Origin of the sequence: Vibrio wakamikoensis, from assembly GCF_050337275.1 — a bacterium.
GTDB classification, from domain to species: domain Bacteria; phylum Pseudomonadota; class Gammaproteobacteria; order Enterobacterales; family Vibrionaceae; genus Vibrio; species Vibrio chaetopteri.
The window spans coordinates 96,258-120,805 of record NZ_JAKJST010000016.1; the positions used below are offsets into that span (position 1 = coordinate 96,258).

General features: G+C 46.2%; 17 protein-coding genes. 12 read left to right on the forward strand and 5 right to left on the reverse strand.

All coding sequences use genetic code 11. The features are described from left to right. The first annotated feature begins 79 nt into the window (after nt 1-79). The gene (gene pflB, locus L4C42_RS07630; protein ID WP_353496569.1) at nt 80-2,356 is read left to right on the forward strand and encodes a formate C-acetyltransferase; all 2,277 of its coding nucleotides are present in this window, start codon (nt 80-82) and stop codon (nt 2,354-2,356) included. Between the two features lie 226 nt (nt 2,357-2,582). After that, nucleotides 2,583-3,563, forward strand: coding sequence for a lipid A deacylase LpxR family protein (locus tag L4C42_RS07635; RefSeq protein WP_353496570.1), 981 nt, complete (start codon nt 2,583-2,585; stop codon nt 3,561-3,563). Nucleotides 3,564-3,634: 71 nt separating this feature from the next. Here the strand turns inward: L4C42_RS07635 and L4C42_RS07640 are convergent, their stop codons facing one another. Next, nucleotides 3,635-5,515 (reverse strand): methyl-accepting chemotaxis protein, encoded by a 1,881-nt coding sequence (locus L4C42_RS07640; protein WP_353496571.1) that lies wholly within the window; start codon nt 5,513-5,515, stop codon nt 3,635-3,637. Nucleotides 5,516-5,787: 272 nt separating this feature from the next. On the opposite strand from L4C42_RS07640, the gene pflA reads away from it, so the two are divergent. The 6 genes from pflA (at nt 5,788) to L4C42_RS07670 (ending at nt 12,883) form a co-directional block, all read left to right on the forward strand. Beyond that, on the forward strand, nt 5,788-6,528 hold the full coding sequence (pflA, locus tag L4C42_RS07645; RefSeq protein ID WP_353496572.1) for a pyruvate formate lyase 1-activating protein: 741 nt from the start codon (nt 5,788-5,790) through the stop codon (nt 6,526-6,528). A 186-nt stretch (nt 6,529-6,714) separates the two neighbouring features. Then, the gene (locus tag L4C42_RS07650) at nt 6,715-7,215 is read left to right on the forward strand and encodes a YfbU family protein (RefSeq protein WP_353496573.1); all 501 of its coding nucleotides are present in this window, start codon (nt 6,715-6,717) and stop codon (nt 7,213-7,215) included. Between the two features lie 285 nt (nt 7,216-7,500). Then, nucleotides 7,501-9,435: a PrkA family serine protein kinase gene (locus L4C42_RS07655; RefSeq protein ID WP_353496574.1), complete on the forward strand. Its 1,935-nt coding sequence runs from the start codon at nt 7,501-7,503 to the stop codon at nt 9,433-9,435. Nucleotides 9,436-9,512: 77 nt separating this feature from the next. Further along, nucleotides 9,513-10,784 carry a YeaH/YhbH family protein gene (locus L4C42_RS07660; protein ID WP_353496575.1) on the forward strand — a complete coding sequence of 424 codons (1,272 nt, stop codon included), beginning with the start codon at nt 9,513-9,515 and terminating at the stop codon, nt 10,782-10,784. A gap of 11 nt (nt 10,785-10,795) precedes the next feature. Next, nucleotides 10,796-12,328: a SpoVR family protein gene (locus L4C42_RS07665; RefSeq protein WP_418642080.1), complete on the forward strand. Its 1,533-nt coding sequence runs from the start codon at nt 10,796-10,798 to the stop codon at nt 12,326-12,328. A 153-nt stretch (nt 12,329-12,481) separates the two neighbouring features. Further along, nucleotides 12,482-12,883, forward strand: coding sequence for a hypothetical protein (locus L4C42_RS07670; protein ID WP_429759984.1), 402 nt, complete (start codon nt 12,482-12,484; stop codon nt 12,881-12,883). Nucleotides 12,884-13,025: 142 nt separating this feature from the next. Here L4C42_RS07670 and sohB read toward each other — a convergent pair whose 3' ends face one another. Further along, nucleotides 13,026-14,087 carry a protease SohB gene (gene sohB / locus L4C42_RS07675; protein WP_112477871.1) on the reverse strand — a complete coding sequence of 354 codons (1,062 nt, stop codon included), beginning with the start codon at nt 14,085-14,087 and terminating at the stop codon, nt 13,026-13,028. An 85-nt stretch (nt 14,088-14,172) separates the two neighbouring features. On the opposite strand from sohB, the gene L4C42_RS07680 reads away from it, so the two are divergent. Next, nucleotides 14,173-14,916: a YciK family oxidoreductase gene (locus tag L4C42_RS07680; RefSeq protein ID WP_353496578.1), complete on the forward strand. Its 744-nt coding sequence runs from the start codon at nt 14,173-14,175 to the stop codon at nt 14,914-14,916. Nucleotides 14,917-15,035: 119 nt separating this feature from the next. Here the strand turns inward: L4C42_RS07680 and glpQ are convergent, their stop codons facing one another. The 3 genes from glpQ to L4C42_RS07695 all read right to left on the reverse strand — a co-directional run bounded on the left by glpQ (nt 15,036) and on the right by L4C42_RS07695 (nt 18,878). Further along, on the reverse strand, nt 15,036-16,094 hold the full coding sequence (gene glpQ, locus L4C42_RS07685; RefSeq protein ID WP_429759986.1) for a glycerophosphodiester phosphodiesterase: 1,059 nt from the start codon (nt 16,092-16,094) through the stop codon (nt 15,036-15,038). 18 nt (nt 16,095-16,112) lie between these two features. Continuing rightward, nucleotides 16,113-17,507, reverse strand: coding sequence for a glycerol-3-phosphate transporter (glpT, locus tag L4C42_RS07690; protein WP_418642077.1), 1,395 nt, complete (start codon nt 17,505-17,507; stop codon nt 16,113-16,115). A 225-nt stretch (nt 17,508-17,732) separates the two neighbouring features. Then, on the reverse strand, nt 17,733-18,878 hold the full coding sequence (locus L4C42_RS07695) for a patatin-like phospholipase family protein (RefSeq protein ID WP_353496581.1): 1,146 nt from the start codon (nt 18,876-18,878) through the stop codon (nt 17,733-17,735). Nucleotides 18,879-19,116: 238 nt separating this feature from the next. On the opposite strand from L4C42_RS07695, the gene imuA reads away from it, so the two are divergent. Genes imuA through L4C42_RS07710 form a run of 3 tightly spaced genes read left to right on the forward strand, consistent with a single transcriptional unit; the run spans nt 19,117 to nt 24,377 of the window. After that, the gene (imuA, locus tag L4C42_RS07700; RefSeq protein WP_353496582.1) at nt 19,117-19,812 is read left to right on the forward strand and encodes a translesion DNA synthesis-associated protein ImuA; all 696 of its coding nucleotides are present in this window, start codon (nt 19,117-19,119) and stop codon (nt 19,810-19,812) included. Between the two features lie 6 nt (nt 19,813-19,818). Then, nucleotides 19,819-21,261: a Y-family DNA polymerase gene (locus tag L4C42_RS07705; protein WP_429760073.1), complete on the forward strand. Its 1,443-nt coding sequence runs from the start codon at nt 19,819-19,821 to the stop codon at nt 21,259-21,261. A gap of 32 nt (nt 21,262-21,293) precedes the next feature. Next, complete coding sequence (locus L4C42_RS07710; protein ID WP_429759989.1) at nt 21,294-24,377, forward strand: error-prone DNA polymerase; 3,084 nt, start codon at nt 21,294-21,296, stop codon at nt 24,375-24,377. The last annotated feature ends 171 nt before the right edge of the window (nt 24,378-24,548 follow it).

The window sequence follows — 24,548 nt, forward strand, 5'->3', positions numbered from 1 at the left end:
TGGTACTGGCTCTTCCTCTGAAGGGCATGCGTATAAAACGCACAGTACGTGTTTTTTCTACTAAAAAGGTAGGTATGTCATGGCAGAGCAATTTGCTAAAGCTTGGGAAGGTTTTGCTGCAGGTGACTGGCAAAACGAAGTAAACGTACGTGACTTCATTCAGAAGAACTACGCTCCTTATGAAGGCGACGAGTCTTTCCTAGTTTCTGAAGGTACTGAAGCGACTAACACGCTTTGGGCTAAAGTAATGGAAGGTATCAAGCAGGAAAACAGCACTCACGCTCCTGTTGATTTTGATACTTCTGTTATCTCTACCATCACTTCACATGATGCGGGCTACATCAGCAAAGACCTAGAAACAATCGTTGGTCTACAAACTGAAGCGCCTCTTAAGCGTGCAATCATGCCTAACGGCGGCGTGCGCATGATCGAAGGTTCTTGTAAAGCATACGGTCGTACGCTTGACCCACAAGTATCTAAAATCTACTCAGAGTACCGTAAAACACACAACCAAGGTGTTTTCGATGTTTACTCTCCTGACATCCTAAAATGTCGTAAGTCTGGTGTTTTGACTGGTCTTCCAGATGCATACGGCCGTGGTCGTATCATCGGTGACTACCGTCGTGTAGCACTGTACGGCGTAGACTTCCTAATGAAGGACAAAGTTGCTCAGTTCCACTCTACTCAAGAGAAACTAGAAGCTGGCGACGATCTACAAATGACTATGCAGTTGCGTGAAGAGCTTCAAGAGCAACACCGCGCGCTAGGTCAACTAAAAGAAATGGCAGCTTCTTACGGCTTCGACATTTCTGGTCCTGCGACGACTGCACAAGAAGCAATCCAGTGGACTTACTTCGGTTACCTAGCTGCTGTTAAATCTCAAAACGGCGCGGCAATGTCTCTAGGTCGTACTTCGACTTTCCTAGACGTTTACGTTGAGCGTGATATCGCTGCAGGTCTTATCACTGAAGAACAAGCTCAGGAAATGATCGACCACTTCGTAATGAAGCTACGTATGGTTCGCTTCCTGCGTACTCCTGAGTACGATGAGCTATTCTCTGGCGACCCAATCTGGGCAACAGAATCTATGGGTGGTATGGGTGTTGACGGTCGTACGCTTGTTACGCGTACAAACTTCCGTTTCCTAAACACGCTATACACTATGGGTCCTTCTCCAGAGCCAAACATCACTGTACTTTGGTCTGAGCAGCTGCCTGTTGGCTTCAAGAAGTTCTGTGCGAAGGTATCTATCGATACTTCTTCTATCCAGTACGAGAACGATGACCTAATGCGTCCAGATTTCGACAACGATGACTACGCTATCGCTTGTTGTGTATCGCCAATGGTTATCGGTAAGCACATGCAGTTCTTCGGCGCTCGTGCAAACCTAGCTAAAACTCTTCTATACGTTATCAACGGCGGTGTAGATGAGAAGCTTAAGATCCAAGTTGGTCCTAAGACTGAAGCAATGACTGACGAAGTTCTAGACTTCGACAAAGTTTGGGCTGGTCTAGACAACTTCATGGATTGGCTAGCAACACAATACGTGACTGCGCTGAACGCTATCCACTACTCACACGACAAGTACAGCTACGAAGCAGCTCTAATGGCACTTCATGACCGTGACGTACGTCGTACTATGGCATGTGGTATTGCTGGTCTATCTGTTGCAGCTGACTCTCTATCTGCTATCAAATACGGCCAAGTTAAGCCTATCCGTGACGAAGACGGTATCGCAATCGACTTCGACATCTCTGGCGACTACCCTAAATTTGGTAACAACGACGCACGTGTTGATGACATGGCTTGTGAGCTAGTAACTAGCTTCATGAACAAGATCCGTAAGCTTAAGACTTACCGTGACGCAGTACCTACACAGTCTATCCTTACTATCACTTCAAACGTGGTTTATGGTAAGAAAACTGGTACTACTCCAGACGGTCGTAAAGCAGGCGCTCCATTCGCTCCAGGTGCAAACCCAATGCACGGTCGCGACGAGAAAGGTGCTGTAGCTTCTCTTACTTCTGTAGGTAAACTACCGTTTGCTGACGCTAAAGATGGTATCTCGTACACCTTCTCTATCGTTCCAAACGCACTAGGTAAAGAAGAAGATTCACAACGTTCTAACCTTGCTGGTCTAATGGATGGTTACTTCCACCACGAAACTGGCGTTGAAGGTGGTCAACACCTAAACGTGAACGTTCTTAACCGTGAAACTCTAGAAGACGCAGTTAAGCACCCTGAGAAGTACCCTCAGCTAACAATCCGTGTATCTGGTTACGCTGTACGCTTTAACTCTCTAACTGCAGAGCAGCAAGCTGACGTAATCGCACGTACGTTCACTGAATCTCTATAATCTCCGATTATACTGATTGAGATAAAAACCTCGCTTCGGCGAGGTTTTTTTATGCCCCTCGTATATCATTTACATCCATTCTTACCCACTAAGAATTAGTTACAAATAATCGACGTTGTTAGACCTTTATGACTCATAGATCACTGACGTCTCATTTCTAAACGTGTCACAATTACTTTACATAACTACATCTCTACTAGCCGTATTTGAAGAGAGTTGACACATCATGAAAATCTTAATCGCTTTGCCTGTGCTTCTCGCCAGCAGCTGTGTGCTTGCTTCAGAGCGCTCTACCCTTTCATTTTCTCTAGACAACGATGGAATTTGGGGTACCGACGAAGACTACACCAACGGAATTTTCCTTTCCTATACCAGTGCTGCCATCAAGCCCTGGTCGATTTTTAAGCCCCTAAGTCTCTCCTATTGGGGGGCTACTTCACTTGATAAAGTTGAATTCCAGCTTGGTCACAAGATGTGGACACCTTCCGATATAGAATCAGAGGTTCCAATCGCTAACGACCGCCCTTACGCCGGCTATTTTCATGGTGAGTTAAATTACATTAGCTTGCACCCGCAGCAGGCACAGCGATTTAACGTGACTTTAGGTAGTACTGGCGAAGGCTCTTTTGCAGGAAGAGCTCAGCAGTTAGTCCACTCCCTTGTAGGCTCGAAGGAGCCGAAAGGTTGGGCATATCAAATTGAAGATAAAGTCGTTGGCAGTGTTGGTTATCTAACACACCTAAACTTAAAGCGAGAGCCTTTGTTTGGTAATACTAACTGGGAAGTCTCGAATGTCACCGAAGCCAACTTGGGTAATTTTAGGAGCGATGTTTCAACTGGGATGATGGTTCGATTTGGTTCAGAGCTTGGTGGCAACTTCGGTGCGGCAAACATCGGTACAGAAAACCCATTTAAAGCCGGTATGATCGGTGCTTCGAACCGGGGGTGGTTTACTTACTTCGGCGTGAAAGCCCGTTATCGATTTAATGATATTACTATAGAGGGTGACCGCCCTGGTATACCAGAACCAAGTGATGCCTATGACGTGACACTTCAACCTGTTCAAGGTGAAGCAGTATTAGGCGCGACTTGGTACAACACCTACGTAGGTATCAACGTCTTTGCCGGAACGAAATCGGCAGAATACAAAGAGGCCACGAAATCGATATATGGTAATGGTGGTATCTCACTGTTTGCCTTCTTTTAAAAACAAAACAGACACTCAAGAGTGTCTGTTTTGTTTTCTAGCTGTTTACATTGTCCAAGCAAATCAGAAAACTACGCTGTTTTAAACCTTTCACATTCCTGATACAGCTCCGTCGATCGCTTATCAACACCATCACTGGTTTGTTTTAGGCTTTGGCTACTTGTCTCCAGCTCACCCATAGACTCATTGATTTGAGACATGTTGCTCGCCATCGATTGAGATGTAGTCGCTAACTCTTTCACTGAGAAAAAAATCACTTCCGTCTGAGCGCTCGCTTCTTGCGCTTTGTTCATGATCTCTTCAAGCGCAGCTTTCGCTTGGTTGCCTTGCTCTCTTCCTGATTGCATCGAGGAATCGGATTGAGCAATGAACTGTATCACCTGCGTGCTCTCTTGCTTCATAGTATCTATGGTGCCAGATATCTCTTCCACCGCTTGAACCGTTCTTACAGCAAGACTTCGCACTTCATCCGCAACAACGGCAAAACCACGTCCTTGCTCCCCAGCCCTTGCCGCTTCTATCGCCGCATTCAGCGCCAGCAAGTTGGTTTGCTCTGCAATGCCATTAATGATTTCCATTACTGAGTCAATCTTTTGCGACGCTTGTTCTAGCTGTTCAATATGAGTGGCCGCATCTTCTAAAATGGCGCCTACTTGCTCAAAGGAGGCAATCGTATCCACGATAATCTCGCCACCAGCCTGAGCGGACTCAGCCGACGTTTTACTGATGCTTGCCACGTATTCTAATGACCCCGAGATCTCTTGCGTAGTAACACTGACCTCTTCGGTTGCAGAAGCAAGCAATTGAGTTTGCTCAATAACTTGGCTTTGATGCTGGCGCAATAGATTGAGGGCAGTATCCAGCTCTCCCGAGTTGTTAGACAATTGCTGACTGTTGACTTTCACCCCATCGACCAAGGTACCGAGATTTTCGCAGCTAACGTTAATGGCTTTCTTCAGTTGATTAAACTCATCGCGACTATTACTGCTGACCGGGAGTCGCGTTGATAGGTCGCCCTTCTCTACCTTCTTGAGCGCATTCAACGTCTGCTTTAAAGAGCGAGCTAAAGATACATTCATCGTTAAAAAGATCGCTGTAGTAAATAGTGCTAGGAGCGCGCAGGCAATACCCACCGAGATTTGGGTCATGCTTGAAACCTGGTTCGCCTCTTGGTTTAACGTCTGAGCTTGTTGATTGAGCGCTAATGCGGCACTGTCAAATGCAGCTAACGTCGTAGCTTGTGCTTGATCGAGCTTAGTTTCAAGGCCAACTAAAGTACCCGAGAGTTCAACAACTCGAGTAAAGCCAAGCTCTAAGGCTTTGACTTCTCTCTCGTACAACTCAAGCATGGCATAGGTATTTGAAGCGTTAACAAACCCTGCCAATGCACGCTTAAAACCTTTCTCATTCTGCTCATTTGGGTCGATTAGATACTCTTGCAAACTGGTGACGACTTTTTGAAAGTCCGACGTCAATGTCACCATGCCCGTCTCTTTAATCGCCGCATCGATTTTGACATTGTTTTGCTGAAGCTGTTCCAACAAGCCATCATTAACCGAAAAACCTAACTCAGACTTCAAGGTTAACCAAGGGCTCAAGTTGAAGATAAACGACTCGAGCGAACTAGAGATCGTATCACTTTCCGCTTGTAAGCCCGCGCTTTGCAACACAGCTAAATCTTGCTCCGCACTCGTTTCTAGCTCATCCATACTGTTCTCAAACGCGTCCATTCCTTCAGCAGATAGGGTCGTGCGGCGATTGACCGTATCCATGAGTAGAACTTGAGTCGAAGCAAGATGTGCACTGGCTCTATTCATTCCACTACTGGTGGTAAATTTGTCATTTAAACTGGCGAGCGAGTTAAAGATAAACAGCACCAAAATGATGAACCCTGACCACAGAGTGAGCATCGAGAATAAGGTTTTTTGCTTTTGTGATAAAGCAACTTCCATGTGTACCCCTTATAGCGACAAGCGTGTTGGCCTAGCGACCAAAACAAACGGCGGCATTCACAACCAATCAAATTGGTCTAGACTAAGCAAACTAGCAATCTATGTACCACTTATTAATAATATAATAACAACGCTATAACATTATCACTCCATGAGCAACAGAAGCCGTTTATTGATCGATACAGACTATGAATGGGAGTCCACTTTTCCTGTTGTAGGGTGTGGTTTTGTAATAAAATGACGGGTAAAAATAAGTTAGTAGAGAAGAGCATATGTCAACAACAGGTCGCATTCACTCATTCGAATCCTGTGGTACTGTCGATGGACCGGGTATTCGTTTTATTGTCTTTATGCAAGGCTGTCTTATGCGCTGCAAGTATTGCCATAACCGTGATACTTGGGATACGCATGACGGCAAAGAAATCAACGTCGATGAGCTAATCAAAGAGGCGAAATCTTACCGCCACTTTATGAATGCATCTGGCGGTGGTGTGACTTGCTCTGGTGGTGAGGCTATGCTTCAACCAGAATTTGTTCGTGACTTCTTTAGAGCTGCGCAAGCAGAAGGTATTCATACCTGTCTCGATACTAACGGCTATATCCGCAAACACACCGATGTCGTAGACGAAGTCCTTGAAGCGACCGATCTTGTGATGCTTGACCTAAAACACATGAAAGATGAAATCCACCAAGATTTCATTGGCGTATCAAACCGCCGCGTATTGGACTTTGCTCGCTACCTTCACAAAATTGGTCAAAAAACGTGGATCCGTTATGTTGTTGTACCTGGCTACACCGACGATCCTGAAGCGGCTCACATGCTGGGTGAATTCATCAAAGACATGGACAACATCGAGAAGGTTGAGCTTTTGCCGTACCATAAACTCGGTGCGCACAAGTGGGAAGCGCTTGGTTTTGATTACCCATTGGAAGGTGTACAGCCACCGAAAAAAGAAGTGATGGATGAAATTCAAAGTATCCTGCTTCAGTACACAGATACCGTCAAATACTAATCTGAACCCAAACGCGCCACGCGTTTACCTGTAAGGCTTTGACACGAAAAAAACGCGCTAGAAGGCGCGTTTTTTGTCATAAATATGTGTTGAGATCATGTTATAAGTCATACATATACTGTTAATCTGTCGATAATTCGTATTCATACATAAACTTATTAGAAAGTATTTAGTGAGGCTCTCAACATGGAAATGACAAACGCTCAACGTCTAATCCTATCTAACCAATACTACCTGATGGCGAAACTAACGCCTGAGAATGCGGTGAAGTACCATCGCCTTCAAACCATTGTAGAACGTGGCTATGAGCTGCAAATGCGCGAGATGAACAAAGAGTTCGGCTGCCTTGTTGAAGATGAGTGTCGTGAAGTTATCGACATCATGGAAATGTACCACGCGATGCAAGAATCAAACAAAATGCTTTCTGAAGAAGACCGTAAAGATGTAGACCAGCGTCGTCTGCAGTTCTTAGGCTTCGATATCGCAACAGAAGCACAACTAGTGAACTATGTTCGATTCCTAGTTGACTCTGAAGGCCTGTACCCTCAGTTCGACAAGGGTGACCACCACTTTAACAGCCATGTTCCTATGCTCGACAAATACCGTCGTATGCTGGTTACGTGGAGAAACTGCCCACGTCAATATCACCTATCAAGCGCAGAATTCCGTCAGATTTTTAACGCTTAAGACGTTTTTGAAGCGACTTAAGTCGTATTTTATGAAAAATACCCGCCATTATGAGCGGGTATTTTTTTGAGATTTTTTTTCTAATCACACGGTCATCTCCCATAGTTAGGACTTACGTACTATTAGTGAGACTGGGGTTATTTTTCCTGCAATTACCAAGGGACTTTGTAAATAAATGCATAATTGTTAAGCATTAATCTTAAAACCCTACTAGTCTTTAAATTGACATGGAGTCGCATTGTATATGTGTTGACAGTCAGCTTTGCAGGTTAAGGGGAATCAGCTATGAGTATTTTCGATCATTATCAAACGCGTTATGAAGCCGCAAAAGATGAAGAGTTATCAATTCAGGAATTCTTAGCTCTATGTAAAGACGATAAAAGTGCTTATGCCAACGCTGCCGAACGTCTTCTGCTCGCTATCGGCGAGCCTGAAGTCATCGACACGGCACAAGATCCACGCTTAAGTCGTATCTTCTCAAATCGTATTATCTCTCGTTACAAAACCTTTGAAGACTTTTATGGCATGGAAGACGCCATTGAGCAAATTGTGTCGTATTTAAAACACGCTGCGCAAGGTCTTGAAGAACGCAAACAAATTCTATACTTACTCGGCCCTGTAGGTGGTGGTAAATCATCACTCGCCGAGAAACTTAAAGCACTCATGCAGAAGATGCCAATCTACGTACTTTCTGCAAACGGCGAACGCAGTCCAGTCAGTGACCACCCATTCTGTCTATTCGATGTAAACGAAGACGGTGACCTGCTGAAAAGCGAGTATGGCATCGAGAAGCGCTACTTGCGCTCTATCATGTCGCCGTGGGCAGCAAAACGTCTACATGAATTCGGTGGTGACATTACTAAGTTTAAAGTAGTAAAAGTACGACCATCAATTCTAGACCAAGTCGCCATAGCCAAAACTGAGCCGGGCGATGAAAACAACCAAGATATCTCAGCATTAGTTGGTAAAGTCGATATTCGCCAACTAGAGCACTACTCTCAAGACGATCCAGACGCCTACAGTTATTCCGGAGCACTTTGTCGAGCCAACCAAGGCTTGATGGAATTCGTTGAGATGTTCAAAGCACCAATCAAAGTATTACACCCGCTTCTAACCGCGACTCAAGAAGGCAACTACAACGGTACCGAAGGTCTATCTGCCCTACCATTTGATGGCATGATCCTCGCTCACTCGAATGAGTCCGAGTGGCAGACGTTCCGTAACAACAAAAACAACGAGGCGTTTTTAGACCGTGTTTACATCGTTAAAGTACCTTATTGTTTGCGAGTCTCAGAAGAAGTCAAAATCTACCAAAAACTCCTTGAAAACAGTGAGCTATCTAAAGCACCTTGCTCACCAAGTACTTTAGAGTTACTTGGTCAGTTCAGTGTCCTTTCTCGCTTGAAAGAGCCAGAAAACTCATCATTATTCTCGAAAATGCGCGTTTATGATGGTGAAACGCTGAAAGATACCGATCCGAAAGCGAAAAGCTATCAAGAGTACCGCGACTATGCGGGTGTGGATGAAGGTATGTCCGGTCTCTCTACCCGTTTCGCATTTAAGATCTTGTCTCGCGTCTTCAACTTCGATCAAACAGAAGTTGCCGCAAACCCGGTTCACCTGTTCTATGTCGTTGAGCAACAAATCGAACGCGAACAGTTCCCACAAGAAGTGGGTGAGAAATACCTTGAGTTCTTGAAAGGTTACTTAGTACCTCGCTATGTTGAGTTCATCGGTAAAGAAATTCAGACCGCTTACTTAGAGTCATACTCTGAGTACGGCCAAAACATCTTTGATCGCTACGTCACCTACGCTGACTTCTGGATCCAAGACCAAGAGTATCGAGATCCAGAAACAGGCCAGCTATTTGATCGTGCTTCTCTTAACGAAGAGCTAGAGAAGATCGAGAAGACAGCAGGGATCAGTAACCCGAAAGATTTCCGTAATGAGATTGTGAACTTCGTGCTACGTGCGCGTGCGAATAACAATGGCTCTAACCCGGTTTGGACGAGCTATGAGAAGCTACGCACCGTTATCGAGAAGAAAATGTTCTCGAACACTGAAGAGCTGCTTCCTGTCATCTCGTTCAACGCGAAAACGTCTTCAGAAGACCAGCGCAAACACGATGATTTCGTCAATCGCATGATGGAAAAAGGCTACACCGAGAAGCAAGTCAGATTGCTGTCTGAGTGGTACTTGAGAGTTCGTAAATCCTCATAGCCCCACCTGACTGATAAGTTGCAGCCCCGAGCGCGTGCTCGGGTGCTGTATGGTGAGGGGAAGACAGGGAGTTACTCATGGCACAATTTATTGATAGACGCTTAAACGGCAAGAACAAAAGCGCCGTTAACAGACAGCGTTTTCTGCGCAGACATAAGCAGAAAATCAAAGAGTCCGTGACCGATGCCGTCAATCGTCGCTCGATCACGAACACGGAAACGGGTGAAGACGTTTCTATTCCAAGCAAAGACCTCAACGAGCCTATTTTTCATCAAGGGCAAGGAGGCGTAAAAGAGCGCGTCCATCCTGGTAACGACCAATTTATTACCGGTGATAAAATTGAACGTCCACCTAAAGGCGGTCAAGGAGGTGGTGCGGGTCAAGGCGAAGCCAGTCCTGATGGTGAGGGTGAAGACGAATTTGTATTCCAGATTTCGAAAGACGAATATCTCGATATTTTGTTCGAAGATCTCGCTCTGCCTAATCTAAAGAAAAACCAAATCAACAAAATCAAAGAGTGGAAAACTCATCGCGCTGGTTACCAAACAGCGGGTATGCCCTCTAATATCGCTATTGTGCGCTCACTACAGCAATCACTCGCGCGTCGAACGGCGATGACTGCTGGTAAGCGTAAGATGCTTGATGAGCTCAACAGGCAGCTTGATGAGATCAAGATCAGCGAGCCTGCTCAACCCATGGAAGAGAAGCGACTCAAAGAAGAGATCGCATCGCTTCGCAAAAAAATCGACAGCGTGCCGTTTATCGACACCTTCGACCTACGCTTCAAAAACTACGAAAAACGTCCTGTCCCATCCAGCCAAGCAGTTATGTTCTGTTTGATGGATGTATCAGGCTCTATGGATCAAGCAACAAAAGACATCGCTAAACGCTTCTATGTCTTGCTGTACTTGTTCTTAACACGAACCTATGAAAACGTCGAAGTGGTGTTCATTCGCCACCATACTCAAGCCAAAGAAGTCGACGAACATGAGTTTTTCTATTCCCAAGAAACCGGTGGCACCATCGTTTCTAGCGCATTAAAACTCATGAAAGAAATCGTAGAAGACCGCTACCCAACCGGAGAGTGGAACATCTATGCTGCGCAGGCATCCGATGGCGATAACTGGGCCGACGATTCACCGCGTTGTCGCGACTTACTGGTCAACAAACTGCTGCCAGCTTGTCAGTACTATTCATACATCGAGATCACTCGTCGAACTCACCAAACGTTATGGCATGAGTACGAGAAGCTCGAAAATGATTTTGACAACTTTGCGATGAAGAATATTCGTTCGGTAGACGACATATTCCCTGTGTTTAGGGAGTTGTTTCAAAAAGAGACAGCATAGGGAGACGTGCTATGACCACAGAGACTAAGACAAATTCTAAGGTGCTGCCCGATGGTCCAGATTGGACCTTTGATATGCTTGAGCGTTATCACGTTGAGATCAAACGTGTTGCTAAGCATTACAGATTGGACACCTATCCAAATCAAATCGAGGTTATCACCTCGGAGCAAATGATGGATGCCTATTCCAGCATAGGCATGCCCATTAACTACAATCACTGGTCGTTTGGTAAGAAGTTTATCCAAACCGAACAAGGCTACAAACACGGTCAAATGGGTCTGGCGTATGAAATCGTCATTAACTCAGACCCTTGTATAGCCTACCTAATGGAAGAAAACTCGGTCACTATGCAAGCGCTCGTTATGGCACATGCTTGTTATGGGCATAACTCATTCTTTAAAGGCAATTACTTGTTCCAAACCTGGACAGATGCCAGTTCGATCATCGACTACTTGCTGTTTGCCAAAAAGTACATTGCAGATTGCGAGCAAAAGTATGGCGTTGAAGAGGTAGAACAGACTCTCGATTCTTGTCACGCTCTGATGAATTTTGGCGTGGATCGTTATAAGCGACCTGAGAAGATCTCCATCGCGGAAGAGAAAGCCCGTCAAGAAGAGCGAGAATCCTACTTGCAATCTCAGGTCAATCAGCTTTGGAAAACCGTACCTAAAAATCGCACCAAAGAGGAAACACAGAAGGTACGCTTCCCTTCAGAGCCTCAAGAAAACATTCTCTATTTCATTGAAAAAAATGCACCGTTACTGGAGCCTTGGCAACGAGAAATCGTACGCATTGTGCGTAAGGTAAGCCAATACTTCTATCCGCAAAAGCAGACCCAAGTGATGAACGAAGGCTGGGCGACATTCTGGCATTACACCATTTTGAATCATCTCTACGATGAAGGTTTGGTTTCGGATAAGTTCATCCTAGAGTTTCTGCATAGCCACACAAGTGTTGTCGCACAACCTGCGTACAACAGTCCATACTTTAGCGGTATTAACCCTTATGCGCTTGGCTTTGCCATGTTCCAGGACATTAAACGTATTTGTGAAGATCCGACTGACGAAGACAAAGAGTGGTTCCCAGAGCTCGCAGGAAGCGACTGGTTAGAGGCGGTGCACTTTGCGATGCACAACTTCAAAGACGAGAGTTTTATTAGCCAGTACCTATCACCTCGTTTGATGCGTGAGTTTAAGTTCTTCTCGATACTTGATGATGATCGTAAAAACTTCGTTGAAGTGTCCGCGATTCATGACGAAATGGGCTATCGACAGATTCGAGAAAAACTCGCTGCACAATACAACTTAAGCAACTTAGAGCCGAACATCCAAGTTTACAATGTCGATGTTCGAGGCGACCGTTCTCTCACTTTACAGCACGTTCCACATAACCGCATTCCTCTCGATAAGGGGCACGAAGAGGTGTTGAAACACTTATACCGTTTGTGGGGCTTTGACGTGATTTTGGAAGAAGTGAAAGATTCAGGCCGACGAGAAATATTGGCGACATGCCCTAAACGGGAGCCATATAACGCCAGTATTTAACGAATCAGGTAACCCCTTATTCCCCTTAGGACGTGACCTGAGCCTAAGCGGATTACTGCCTTGCAGTAATCCGCTTAATTTTTTCGGCCTGAGCTTAAGTATACGTGATATAAAGGCGAAGGTAACAACTAGGTTCACTCATTTACGATTAGTATGAAGAAAATATTTTTATCTATGACAGCACTACTTGCTGCTCTTATCGCCCTACTCGCCTGGGTTTTCATTCCTAACCATGAACGTCTTGGTCCTCAAACCAATATCGTTACACTCAGTGATGAGTTTACGGTTCAGGCTTATCGTGTGTTATCCACCGATCCTGATGCCAACAGCAAGTTCGCCTACTTCATTGTCGCCGGAGAGCACCCTGTTGATGAGAAAGCGCCGTTCTTGGTCACTTCAGATCAATTTGCTAAAGTCACGGTCACTGGCGGTCAAACAATCCATATTTCACTGCGTGGTCGTGTTCATCAATTTCATAATGATGTATGGGCAGATAAAGGCAATGGACAGCTAGCTCGGTGGTTTATTAGCTTAGAAGCCAATTACACGCGATAACCGCATTAGACAGAATAGCTTCAGAATACAAACAAAAACAGCGACGTCATCGTCGCTGTTTTTCATCACCGCTTTCAATAAGCAGCCAATGATGCGCTTGCACCCTGTTTAAACAATCACCTTGATTAAACAATCACCTTGATTAAACAATCGGGCGTTGACCTCTGTTAATCAGCTTCATCAGCACGTTATCCGCCGCGTCACCAGCTACACCAGACAGCTTATCGGTCAGCTTTTTCTTTTGAACATAGGAAATCGCCAACACGGTTTTGTCTTTGCACGCTTCGATAACGATGTCATCAGAGGCTTTGATCTCATCAACAAGGCCAAGCTCTTTAGCTTGAGTACCGAACCAGTGTTCGCCAGTCGCCACTTTATCAAGATCAAGTTCAGGTCTGTGCTCACGAATGAAGTCTTTGAACAGACCGTGAGTCTCTTCCAGCTCTTGCTTAAATTTATCTCGCGCCTTATCGGTGTTTTCACCAAACATAGTCAGTGTACGCTTGTACTCACCTGCGGTTAGCTGTTCAAACTCAATATCATTCTTTTTCAGAAGCTTATTAAAGTTTGGTAGTTGAGCAATCACGCCAATAGAACCAACAACCGCAAACGGTGCTGAGACAATTTTATCGGCAATACAAGCCATCATATAACCGCCACTCGCCGCCACTTTATCCACCGCAATAGTCAGTGGCAGGTTCGCCGCTTTAATACGATCTAACTGAGAAGATGCCAAACCGTAGGCATGCACCATACCGCCGCCAGACTCAAGGCGCACCAGTACTTCATCACCCTCTTTAGCAACCGCCAAAATAGCACTCACTTCTTCACGTAGCGAGGCCACTTCTTTGGCATCAATACTGCCGACAAAGTCCAGTACAAACAGATGCGGTTCGCGTTGGCTTTCAAGCGCGCCGTCTTTAGCGGCTTTCTTCACCTCTTTCTCGCGCTGCTTGTCTTTCTCTTTTTGCGCTTTCTTTTCCGCTTTGTTGCGTGCTTTAAGGAACGCGTCATCGTGAAGGTGATGCTCTAGATGTTCAACGGTGTGTTTACGCTGCTCGGTAAGGTTAGTAACCTCAAGCTCGCCCTTCGCGGCGCCTGAACGCCCACCCACTGATTTGGCAACAATGATTAATGCCACAATCGCGACGACCACTGTCACGATCTTGGCTAAAAATAATCCGTAGTCTAATAAAAATTCCAATGTCTTATCCCCTGTACGACGAATTAGTGTATTGTAACCAACTTGTCACGATTACCAACAAGAATTATACCCAAGGAAGTGTCACGTGGAATATTCAACCGCTCCTAACGCTTTGCAAGGCAAAGTGATTTTGGTTACCGGCGCGGGTGCCGGTATTGGTCGCCAGGCCGCATTAAGCTATGCAGAACATGGCGCCACGGTAATTTTGCTAGGCCGAAACGTTAACAACCTAGAGTTGGTTTACGATGAAATCGAGAAGCGTGGCTGCCCTCAACCCGCTATCATCCCGCTCGATTTAAAAGGCGCAACCAAACAAAACTATGTCGATATGGCAGAAACGATTGAAAGCCAGTTCGGTCAACTCGATGGCGTTCTGCACAACGCTGGCGTACTTGGCACGCTGAGCCCATTCGACCAAATCGATGAAGAGACGTTTGATGACGTTATGCAAATCAACGTCAAGGCGGAATTTCTGATGATGCAGGCTTTGCTACCAATTCTGAAAAAAGCAGACGCGGCTCGCATCGTCTTTACCTCTTCAACCGTTGGCCATTCAGGCCGTGCGTTCTGGGGTACCTATGCAATCTCCAAGTTCGCGGTCGAAGGTATGATGCAAATCCTGGCTGACGAACTAAGCGATACCGCTGTTCGCGTCAATGCGATTAACCCTGGTGCGACACGTACCCGTATGCGTGAAAAAGCCTACCCTGGCGAGGATGCCAACACACTGAAAACGCCACTGGATATTATGCCGCTTTATCTGCACCTTATGGATCCAAGCGTAACGAATGTCAACGGTCAGTGTATTGACGCACAGCCTAAGCGCTAACTCCCAATAGCCAAGACCAATATAAACTGAAAAAGCGGTGCACCTCATAGTTATCTCTAGTAAGAGACATCGGGTGCACCGCTTTTTTATCATCATTTGATCTTACATTTCCAACTCACTCAATGGCGGTTTAGAAACTCTACCGCTTTATCAGGAAAGTCGGTAAAAAAACCATCGACTTTCACTTGATGGTAGAAAATGTCCATCATGTCATTAAAGTCTTTTGCATAGGCGGGAATACGTCCTTTATCGGCTCGAAAGGTATAGGGATGCACCTCTAAGCCGGCCTTTTTCGCACTCGCCATCAATGGCTTAACAATGATGTTATCGCGTGTTGATGACGAGTCCACCAGCATAGGCTTCCAAGGGCCAATCCCATCAGCATAAATGGCTACCTGCTCCATCCCATCGGGTTCGAACATCCAATCATAGCTATATGGCTGCTTCACATCACCTTGATAAACCATGGTTTCGTTCCAGTTGGTGTAAGCAATGAGCTGCACCAGTTTCAGGTCCATGTTCATCTTCGGAAGTAATTGATCATTGATACGTTTAAGCTCTAACGCATCAAAGCACTGCAAGTACACCTTGTCGTCGACTGAGTCATAACCGTATTGCTTGAGTACATTGAGCACCGCTATTGAGATATCTTTACCCTCATAGCGATGAAACCAAGGTGCTTTGATCTCAGGATAGATGCCAATGTCGTAGCCCAAGGTTTTATTGAGCCCTTGAATCAGCTCAATTTCTTCTTCAAGCGTTGGCACGGTAAAGTCTGACTTCCACATTGGAAATCGATCCGGATAACCCGCCACTTTGTTACCTTGCTCATCAATCTTAAAACCTTCCGTAACCCGCAAGGTTTTGATCTCGGCCAGAGTAAAGTCTATCGCGTAATAGCGCCCATCACTTCTTGCCCGATCCGGAAAACGAGTGGCCACATCGGTGACACGATCTAAATAGTGATCATGCAATACCACTAAACGATCATCCTTGGTCATCACGACGTCTTGTTCGATATAGTCCGGTTTCATCGCATAAGCGAGCGCCTTGGCTTCTAACGTATGCTCGGGCAAATAGCCTGATGCGCCTCGATGGGCGATCACCAAGGGTTTCGCCACCGCGCTTATCGAGAAACAAAGCGCAGCGGCAGAGACAATAAACGTATTGGTTTTCATCAAAACTCCTTTTTAGTCTTATGACAGCGCCTGTTTTTCTTCCAGTTTTGCATCCTGTTGCTGCGACTCCTTAAGCTTAGCCTCATGGTGCGCTTTTTCGCCCAATAATGCGTACGTTAAGCAGATGATGGAAACAACGCACGAGCCAATCAGCAAGATGAAACCACCATCCCACCCGAAGTGATCCACGGTATAACCAAGCACGGCATTGGCTGCCACTGCACCACCTAGATAACCGAATAGCCCTGTCAGGCCTGCCGCCGTGCCTGCTGCCTTTTTAGGTGCCAGTTCTAGAGCATAAAGGCCAATGAGCATTACTGGGCCATAAATCAAAAATCCAATCGCAACAAGCGCCATCATATCTACCGCTGGATTTCCTGCTGGGTTAAACCAGTAAACCATGACTGCAACGGTGACGAGTGCCATGAATAAGATGCCTGCTGGAGCACGTCGGCCTTTAAATAGTTTATCCGATATCCAACCACACAAAAGTGTTCCTGGGATACCCGCCCACTCATACAAAAAATACGCCCAAGATGATTTGTCCACCGAGAAGTCTTTGGCTTCTTTCAGGTAAACCGGAGCCCAGTCGAGCACTCCGTAGCGAATCAAATAGACAAAGGCGTTGGCAATCGCTATCGACCACAAAAGCTTGTTAGAAAATACATATTTAAAGAAGATTTCTTTCGCCGTCATCTCCTTCTCGTGTGAATTGTCATAGTCATCCGGGTAGTCTTGCTTGTACTCTTCAATAGGCGGCAAGCCACATGACTGCGGCGTATCACGCAAGGTAAACCAGATAAAGACAGCAACGAGAGCGGCAAAAAAAGCAGGAACATAAAAAGCGGTGCGCCAGTCATCGTTAAACGCCCATAGGCCAAGAATAAACAGTGGGCCAATTAATCCACCGCCTACATTATGCGCCACATTCCACACCGAGACGATTTCACCCCGCTCTTTGCGTGACCACCAGTGCACCATAGTACGCCCGCAAGCAGGCCACCCCATGCCTTGAAACCAGCCATTGAGGAACAACAGAATAAACATGGCAGTGATGCTGCCCGTCGCCCAGGGCATAAAGCCGAAACAGAACATCACGATCGCCGACATCAACAAGCCAGCACTCAAGAAATATCTCGGATTTGAGCGATCTGATACGCTGCCCATAAGAAACTTAGAAAGTCCGTAGGCAATCGATACGGCCGCCAACGCCACACCAAGATCACCACGGCTATACCCTTGGTCGATCAAATATGGCATGGCCAAGCTAAAGTTTTTACGGACTAGGTAGTAACCGGCGTAACCAACAAATATACCGAGAAACAACTGCCATCTTAGACGTGAATAGGTGCGGTCGACTTGGGCGCCCGCTAAACGTTCGATATGTGCCTTGGGCTTAAATATTCCGAACATAGCTACCTCATTATTGAGCGATATAACAACAACGCTCGAACGAGCAAATTAATGCTCGTTCGAAATTTATCGCGAGTGTATGAGAAGCGAAAAAGAATATCTGTGACCCAAGCCGCAGCAAACAAATACTCAACTAAAATCATATGAGTAACGTTAAGCATTTGGATCGCCGTTCAATTTTCACTAGTTTTGGTTACTATCCAATTCAACGGCGGCCTGAGTTCGTTATGAGCGAGTGAAATGATGCTGTGCTAAAAAGTCGGCAGCAACAGCACTGCCGTGTTCGTAGTCTTCCAATATTTGGTCTTTTTGGCTCAACAGCCCTTTCGAAGAGAGTTCGTGTTTTGGTTGAATGTGCCAAAGATTGACATCTTCCGGCGGGGATAATAAAAACTGCTCGACTTCAGCATGGTTAGCATAGTGTGAAACCAACATATCAAGGTGACTAGTACTACTGCGACTAAACGGGGTGCGTTTGTTCTGAATATCGATCAACTGAGCCAGTTTTTCGTTATCTTGGATCCACTGCTTTAGATTCAGTTTTTCCCCTGCCATCAATTGATATTGCTCTCGATAAGACGCCAGTCGAGACTCGGTTAGGCGCTGATAGTCGGCTTTCATATTGGTAACCTTATCCGAAAACTGCTTTTGAAAGTCAGTCAGCTTCTCCTTGGTGCCAGACACTTTAAGATGGCGAATATGCGTCTCAAGACCAGCTTCTAGCTCTTTTTTCCACTTTTCCAGTGATTCGCGTACCGGTGACATGGATGTGACGGGCTGTTTTGGCTCTGGAATGGTGCTGATCACGACCATATTATTAATGCCACGACGATAGGACTCTTCTACTGGAATCGTCGCCGATACGCCGCCATCCACCCACTTTTTACCATCAAATTCAATATCATGATAATAGAGCATTGGGATCGCACAGGTTGCGCGCAGCACATCAAACCAATTGTCTGCAAAAATGGGATAGTAGTAATCTTTAAGCTCTTCCACATCGGTAATACAAGCAAGTGCAACACGCTCATCACCTAGATTTTGCTTTCCTCTTTCCAAATCGAGAGGAAACTCGCCGCTATTAACGAATTCAAATGCCCAATCCAAGTCCATCGGCTGCTGCTTTTGCAAGAACTTGTTCATATCGAAAAAGCGCTCACGGGTGGTGTAGTTGAGGATAAAATCCAGGCCTATTCCGCGCTGTTTCGCAACAAACGAAGAGACATTCAATGCCCCTGCCGAGGTGCCAATGTAGAGTGAGAATGGATCGAAATCGGCATCGATAAACTTATCTAGGACACCAGAGGCAAATGCACCTTTCTGTCCGCCACCTTGTACTATCAGCGAGTATTTTTTTTGTTGATTGAACACGCCAGCTTTCTCCACGTTCTACTTCTCCGCTACATTCGGCCATAAACGGTCGCCATAGGTTGAGATTAAAATATTTGCTCTACTGTTTACACTGTTTTTTTGTTCACTCTTATTTCTTATTTGTCACTAACCTTTTGTTTCTGCTCGCTCTGTAATCAAACAGTGTCATTGTCTCTTCATCAAGGCTTGCGGCGACGATGAATTCTTATATACTGTATTTATATACAGGTATTTTATTATGCATGAATTGATTAGTGATTTACAAAGCAAGCAACTGATTTGGAAAGGAAATCGAGTTGACTCTCCCGGTGAGTATCAAGCAACCGGCTTTCCCGAACTCGACCAACGCCTTGGTGGGGGCTTTCCTACTTCTGGCGTTATTGATATCCAATCACAGCAAGGTATTGGCGAGCTTAGATTATTGATGCCTTACGTACAAAAACACGCGGCACAACGACTGTTCGTACTGATTAATCCACCGGGCTATTTGTGTGCCGAGTATCTTTATGCTCAGGGCATCGCTCCGTCGCAAGTACTTTTGATCTATCCAGACTCTCCTCAACACGCGCTTTGGGCTGCAGAGCAATGCTTAAAAAGTGGCGCATGTTGCGGCGTTTGTCTATGGCATAGCGGGATTGAAATCCATCAAGCGAAGCGTCTTCAAGTGGCAAGTGATATTGGCCACAGTCTGCAGTTTCTGTTTAAGCCGGAACTCAATCAAGGTGACTCACAGGTATTTTCTTTACCCGTATCGCTCAGTCTGACTCTCGCACCTCACGATATGGGACTGTCGGTCTCCATTACGAAGCGTAAGGGCGGATTTGTACGCGACCAATTCGTGATTAATATGCACGACCGCTGGCCAGAACTTACTCGTACTCATCAATCTAGCTCCTCAACTGTGGTCGCGTTCCCAATGCGTCAGCAAGGATAATCGATGTTGTTGTGGTTATACCTACATTTTCCGACCTTGCAGCTCGATACCTTGTTCGCGTCATTTAAACAGGCGCAGCCTGATGCGACGGATAAACAACAAGAAGCGCTCGCCGTCGCTATTGTCGATGGTCGTCGGCATAGTGTTGTACAAGCCAATACGCACGCATTGGAACAAGGCGTTACATTAGGGATGGGGCTTGGTAGCGCCGCTGCGCTTTGCCAAGATCTACAAGTGCACCCTTATGACAGCGATGTTGAAGCTCGCCGCCTGCAAGACATTGCGCAGTGGCTCTATATGATCACCTCAGATATCTGTCAGTGTCCTCCCAATGGGCTTCTGCTTAAAGTCACCAATATGCTGTCACTTTACGACGGTATTGAGAACTATTGGAACGCTCTACAGACGCACCTCGCGCATTTAGAGGTACAAACGCACTACTCAACTGGCGTTTCGCCCTATGCGGCGATGCTCATGGCAAAACAAGGCCGAAACTGGATAGAATCCAACCGAGATAAGCTCAATGAGTCGCTCGCACGCTATCCACTGACCTGCTCTGAGCTGCCAACCAAGCAAGTCGAAAAATTGCAGCGCGTAGGAATCCAAACCATCCAAGATCTACTCGGGCTGCCACTCCCTGACATTGCCAAGCGCTTTGATATCGACTTAGTCAATTATACCGGCAGACTTACTGGGCAATTTAAACATCCCGTTGATTTCTATCATCCGCCAGAACATTTTCGTCAGTACTTGGAGCTGTTGTTTGATATCGAGAACATCGACTGGTTGCAGAAACCCTTAACACGCTTGTTCCGGCAATTGGAAGTGTTTCTTAAGCTAAGAGACAAGGTCGCATTTGAACTGTCACTGACGCTGCATCAACGTGATCACGGTGATAAATCGGTGAGCTTTCACTCGGCGCAAGGGGACTATCTTGCCGAAAAATGGCAGGCCTTATCAGCTCTTACTTTAGAAAGTATTCAATTAGACGGTGCGGTGAGTGGGTTAACTCTGAGCATAGTACGTGCCGATGAAGTGCAAGTGCATGAACACGATCTGTTTAGCGGAGTAAAAGGTCGTCAAACGGCGCTAGAGCTTATCTCCACACTACAAGCAAAGCTTGGGCAACACAGTGTCACCTCATTGAAGCTCACCGACGATCCAAGACCTGAATACGCAACCCAACCGAGCGCCCCAACCGCGACGGACTCGCCTAAGGTAAATGCTCACTTACCTATTAAGCTGCGTCCAAGTCTGCTGTTTAGCTCGCCAATGCCACTGGAGCAAAAAGTCAGTATCGTCGTTGGCCCTGAGCGTATTGTCAGCGGCTGGTGGGATGGCAACCCAGTAAAGCGTGATTACTATGTGGCACGCAGCGAGCAAGACCAATGGCTGTGGGTGTTTCGCACCGAAGACAAACAGTGGTTCATCCACGGGCAATTTAGTTAATCCTTAATTCGTTGATCAGTAGACCGTTAACCATGAAGTACGCTGAGCTTTTTTGTCAGAGCAATTTTTCCTTTCTTACCGGCGCCTCCCATGCTGAGGAGCTGGTGCTTCAGGCCGATTTTTTACAATACAGCGCCATCGCAATAACCGATGAATGCTCAGTTGCCGGAGTGGTGCGCGCTCACACAGCCATTAAGCAGCACGACTTATCGATTAAGCAGATTGTCGGCAGCATGTTTAGGCTCAATAGTGAGTGCCAATTTCTATTGCTATGCCCAAGTCGCGAGGCGTACGCTGAGCTGTGCCGTATCATTACTAACGCAAGGCGTCGCTGTGAGAAAGGCGACTACCAACTCTCGGAATGGGACGTAATGTCGCTGCGTCACTGTCTGGTCATTTGGCTGCCTTGTGGTGATGAGTGCGACCTCAGATGGGGACGCTGGCTTGAGCAATACCACGCCCATAGGCTTTGGATTGGTGTACAGCGTCACCTTAATTCTCATGAGCATAAATACCTTACCCATTGTGAATCACTGGCCGTAGAACTGCAGCGCCCTATCACTGCCTGTGGTGGTGTATTGATGCACACCGCAACACGCTTGCCACTACAGCACACCTTAACCGCTATTAAGCTCAACACGTCTATCGATAAAGTATGTGGTCACTTACTGGTAAATACTGAGCGCAGCTTACGTCCTAAGGCCAAGCTGATTAAGCTGTATCGTGAAGAATGGCTAGAAGAGAGCATCTATATTGCCAGCCTATGTAAGTTCAACTTAAAAGAGCTCCAATATGAATACCCTAGCGAGCTGATCCCCAATGGCAAAACACCAATGGGCTATTTAAGAGAGCTGGTCGAGCACGGTAAACGACTGCGCTTCCCTGAAGGGGTGTCTGCGGAGGTTGAGCAAACGATCGAGAAAGAGTTATTTCTTATTGAGGATCTTAAGTACCCTTTCTATTTTTTGACCATTCATGACATCGTCATGTTCGCTAAGCGACAAGGGATCCTTTATCAAGGTCGTGGCTCTGCGGCTAACTCGGTGGTCTGTTATTGTCTCGAAATTACCTCTGTCGATCCAAGACAGATCTCGGTACTTTTTGAGCGCTTTATTAGTAAAGAGCGTAATGAACCGCCTGATATTGATGTCGACTTTGAACACGAACGTCGCGAAGAAGTGATTCAATATATCTATCAAAAATATGGTCGTGAACGCGCAGCGCTAGCGGCTACGGTGATCTCTTACCGCTTTAAAAGTGCGGTACGCGATGTGGGTAAAGCGTTAGGCGTTAGTGAGACTCAGCTTGATTACTTTATCAAAAACATCAACCGCCGCGACCGCACACAAGGGTGGCAAGCGCAATTGGTCGAACTCGGACTAAAGCCGGACTCCCTAAAAGGGCAGCAATTTATTGAGCTCGTCAACGACATCACAGGCTTCCCTAGACATTTATCTCAACATGTCGGTGGCTTTGTGATTGCCTCAGGCCCTTTGTACGAGCTTGTGCCGGTAGAGAACGCTGCAATGGCTGAGCGCACCGTCATTCAGTGGGATAAAGATGACTTGGAAAGCTTAGGGCTACTTAAAGTCGATGTGCTCGCTTTAGGGATGCTCACAGCGATTCGTAAATGTTTTCAATTGGTTGAAAAGCATTATGGGCGAAAGCTGAGCATCGCCGACATTACGCGACTTCAAGACGACCCTAACGTCTACAGCATGCTTCAACGTGCTGATACTGTGGGCGTGTTTCAGATTGAATCTCGCGCGCAAATGAGCATGTTGCCACGTCTAAAACCGGCAACCTATTACGATCTTGTCATTCAAATTGCCATCGTTAGGCCGGGTCCCATTCAGGGTGATATGGTGCATCCGTTTCTTAAACGTCGTAATGGTGAAGAGCCCGTCTCTTATCCCTCAGAAGAAGTAAAAGCCGTACTCTCACGCACATTAGGCGTGCCGATTTTCCAAGAGCAAGTCATCAAACTGGCGATGGTCGCAGCAGGGTTTACCGGTGGTGAGGCTGATAAGCTGCGCCGCGCGATGGCAGCCTGGAAGAAGAATGGCAACTTGGCCAAATTTCGCCATAAATTAATCGACGGCATGCAGAAAAACGGCTATCAAATCGACTTTGCCGAGCGGTTGTTTGATCAGATCTGTGGCTTTGGTGAGTATGGCTTTCCAGAAAGTCATTCTGCGTCATTTGCAGTGCTGGCCTACTGCAGTGCTTGGCTGAAGTATTACTATCCTGAGGCCTTTTACACCTCACTGCTGAATAGCCTTCCTATGGGCTTCTATAGCGCTTCACAATTGATTCAAGACGCTAAACGACATCAGGTCGATATCGCGCCTGTCTGTGTCAATCGCTCGACGTATCATCACTATCTAAGAAAAAATGCCAAAGGGCTAACACTTCAGTTGGGGTTTAGGCAGGTCAATGGATTAAGTGAGCAGAGCATTCAAAAACTTCTGCAGCATAGGCCACCAGAGGGCTTTCGAACCCCAACGCAAATCAAGCAACTAGGGCTCAATCGACGTGAACTGGAAACTCTGGCCTCAGCCAATGCTCTCCAGTGTATTTCAGGAGATCGCTACGCCACACGCTGGGCAATGATGGACAACTTAGATGATTTGCCACTCTTTCAGCACAGTGCTCAAGCACCATCAGCAGCTGCGGATCCGTTACCTTACAAGCCTTCTGCCATTGAAGATATGCTTGAAGATTTTTCATCCATGAATGTATCACTTAACAAGCACCCTATTGCCCTGCTCGATGAAGCAGGCAAACTTGGTCGCTTCACCCGAATGACAGAGTTGATAACCAAAGAGCATCAATCCCTGGTCACGGTAGTGGGTATGGTCACAGGTAAGCAATCTCCGGGAACGGCAGCTGGAGTCACCTTCTTCACATTAGAAGACGACACTGGGAATATTAACGTCGTAGTATGGCAAGCCACCGCTAGGGCACAAAAGCAAGCTTATCTCACCTCAAAGATCCTCAAGGTGAAAGGCATATTAGAACGTGAAGGCGAGGTAACGCATGTCATTGCAGGTCGGCTTATTGACATGACAGAGCAGTTAAGTGAGCTGAAAGTACAGTCTCGTGAGTTTCACTAATCCTGCACTTTTTACTGAAAGCAAAAATACAAAAGCGGGAACCGACGTTCCCGCTTTTTTAAATCGCTTGGATTATACATCCATTTTTACTGCCGCTTCCGTACGTCTTTTCTTCCATTCCTTGTAGATGAGTAAACTCAAAGTCATTAAGACCTTCGACGTTAACCATAT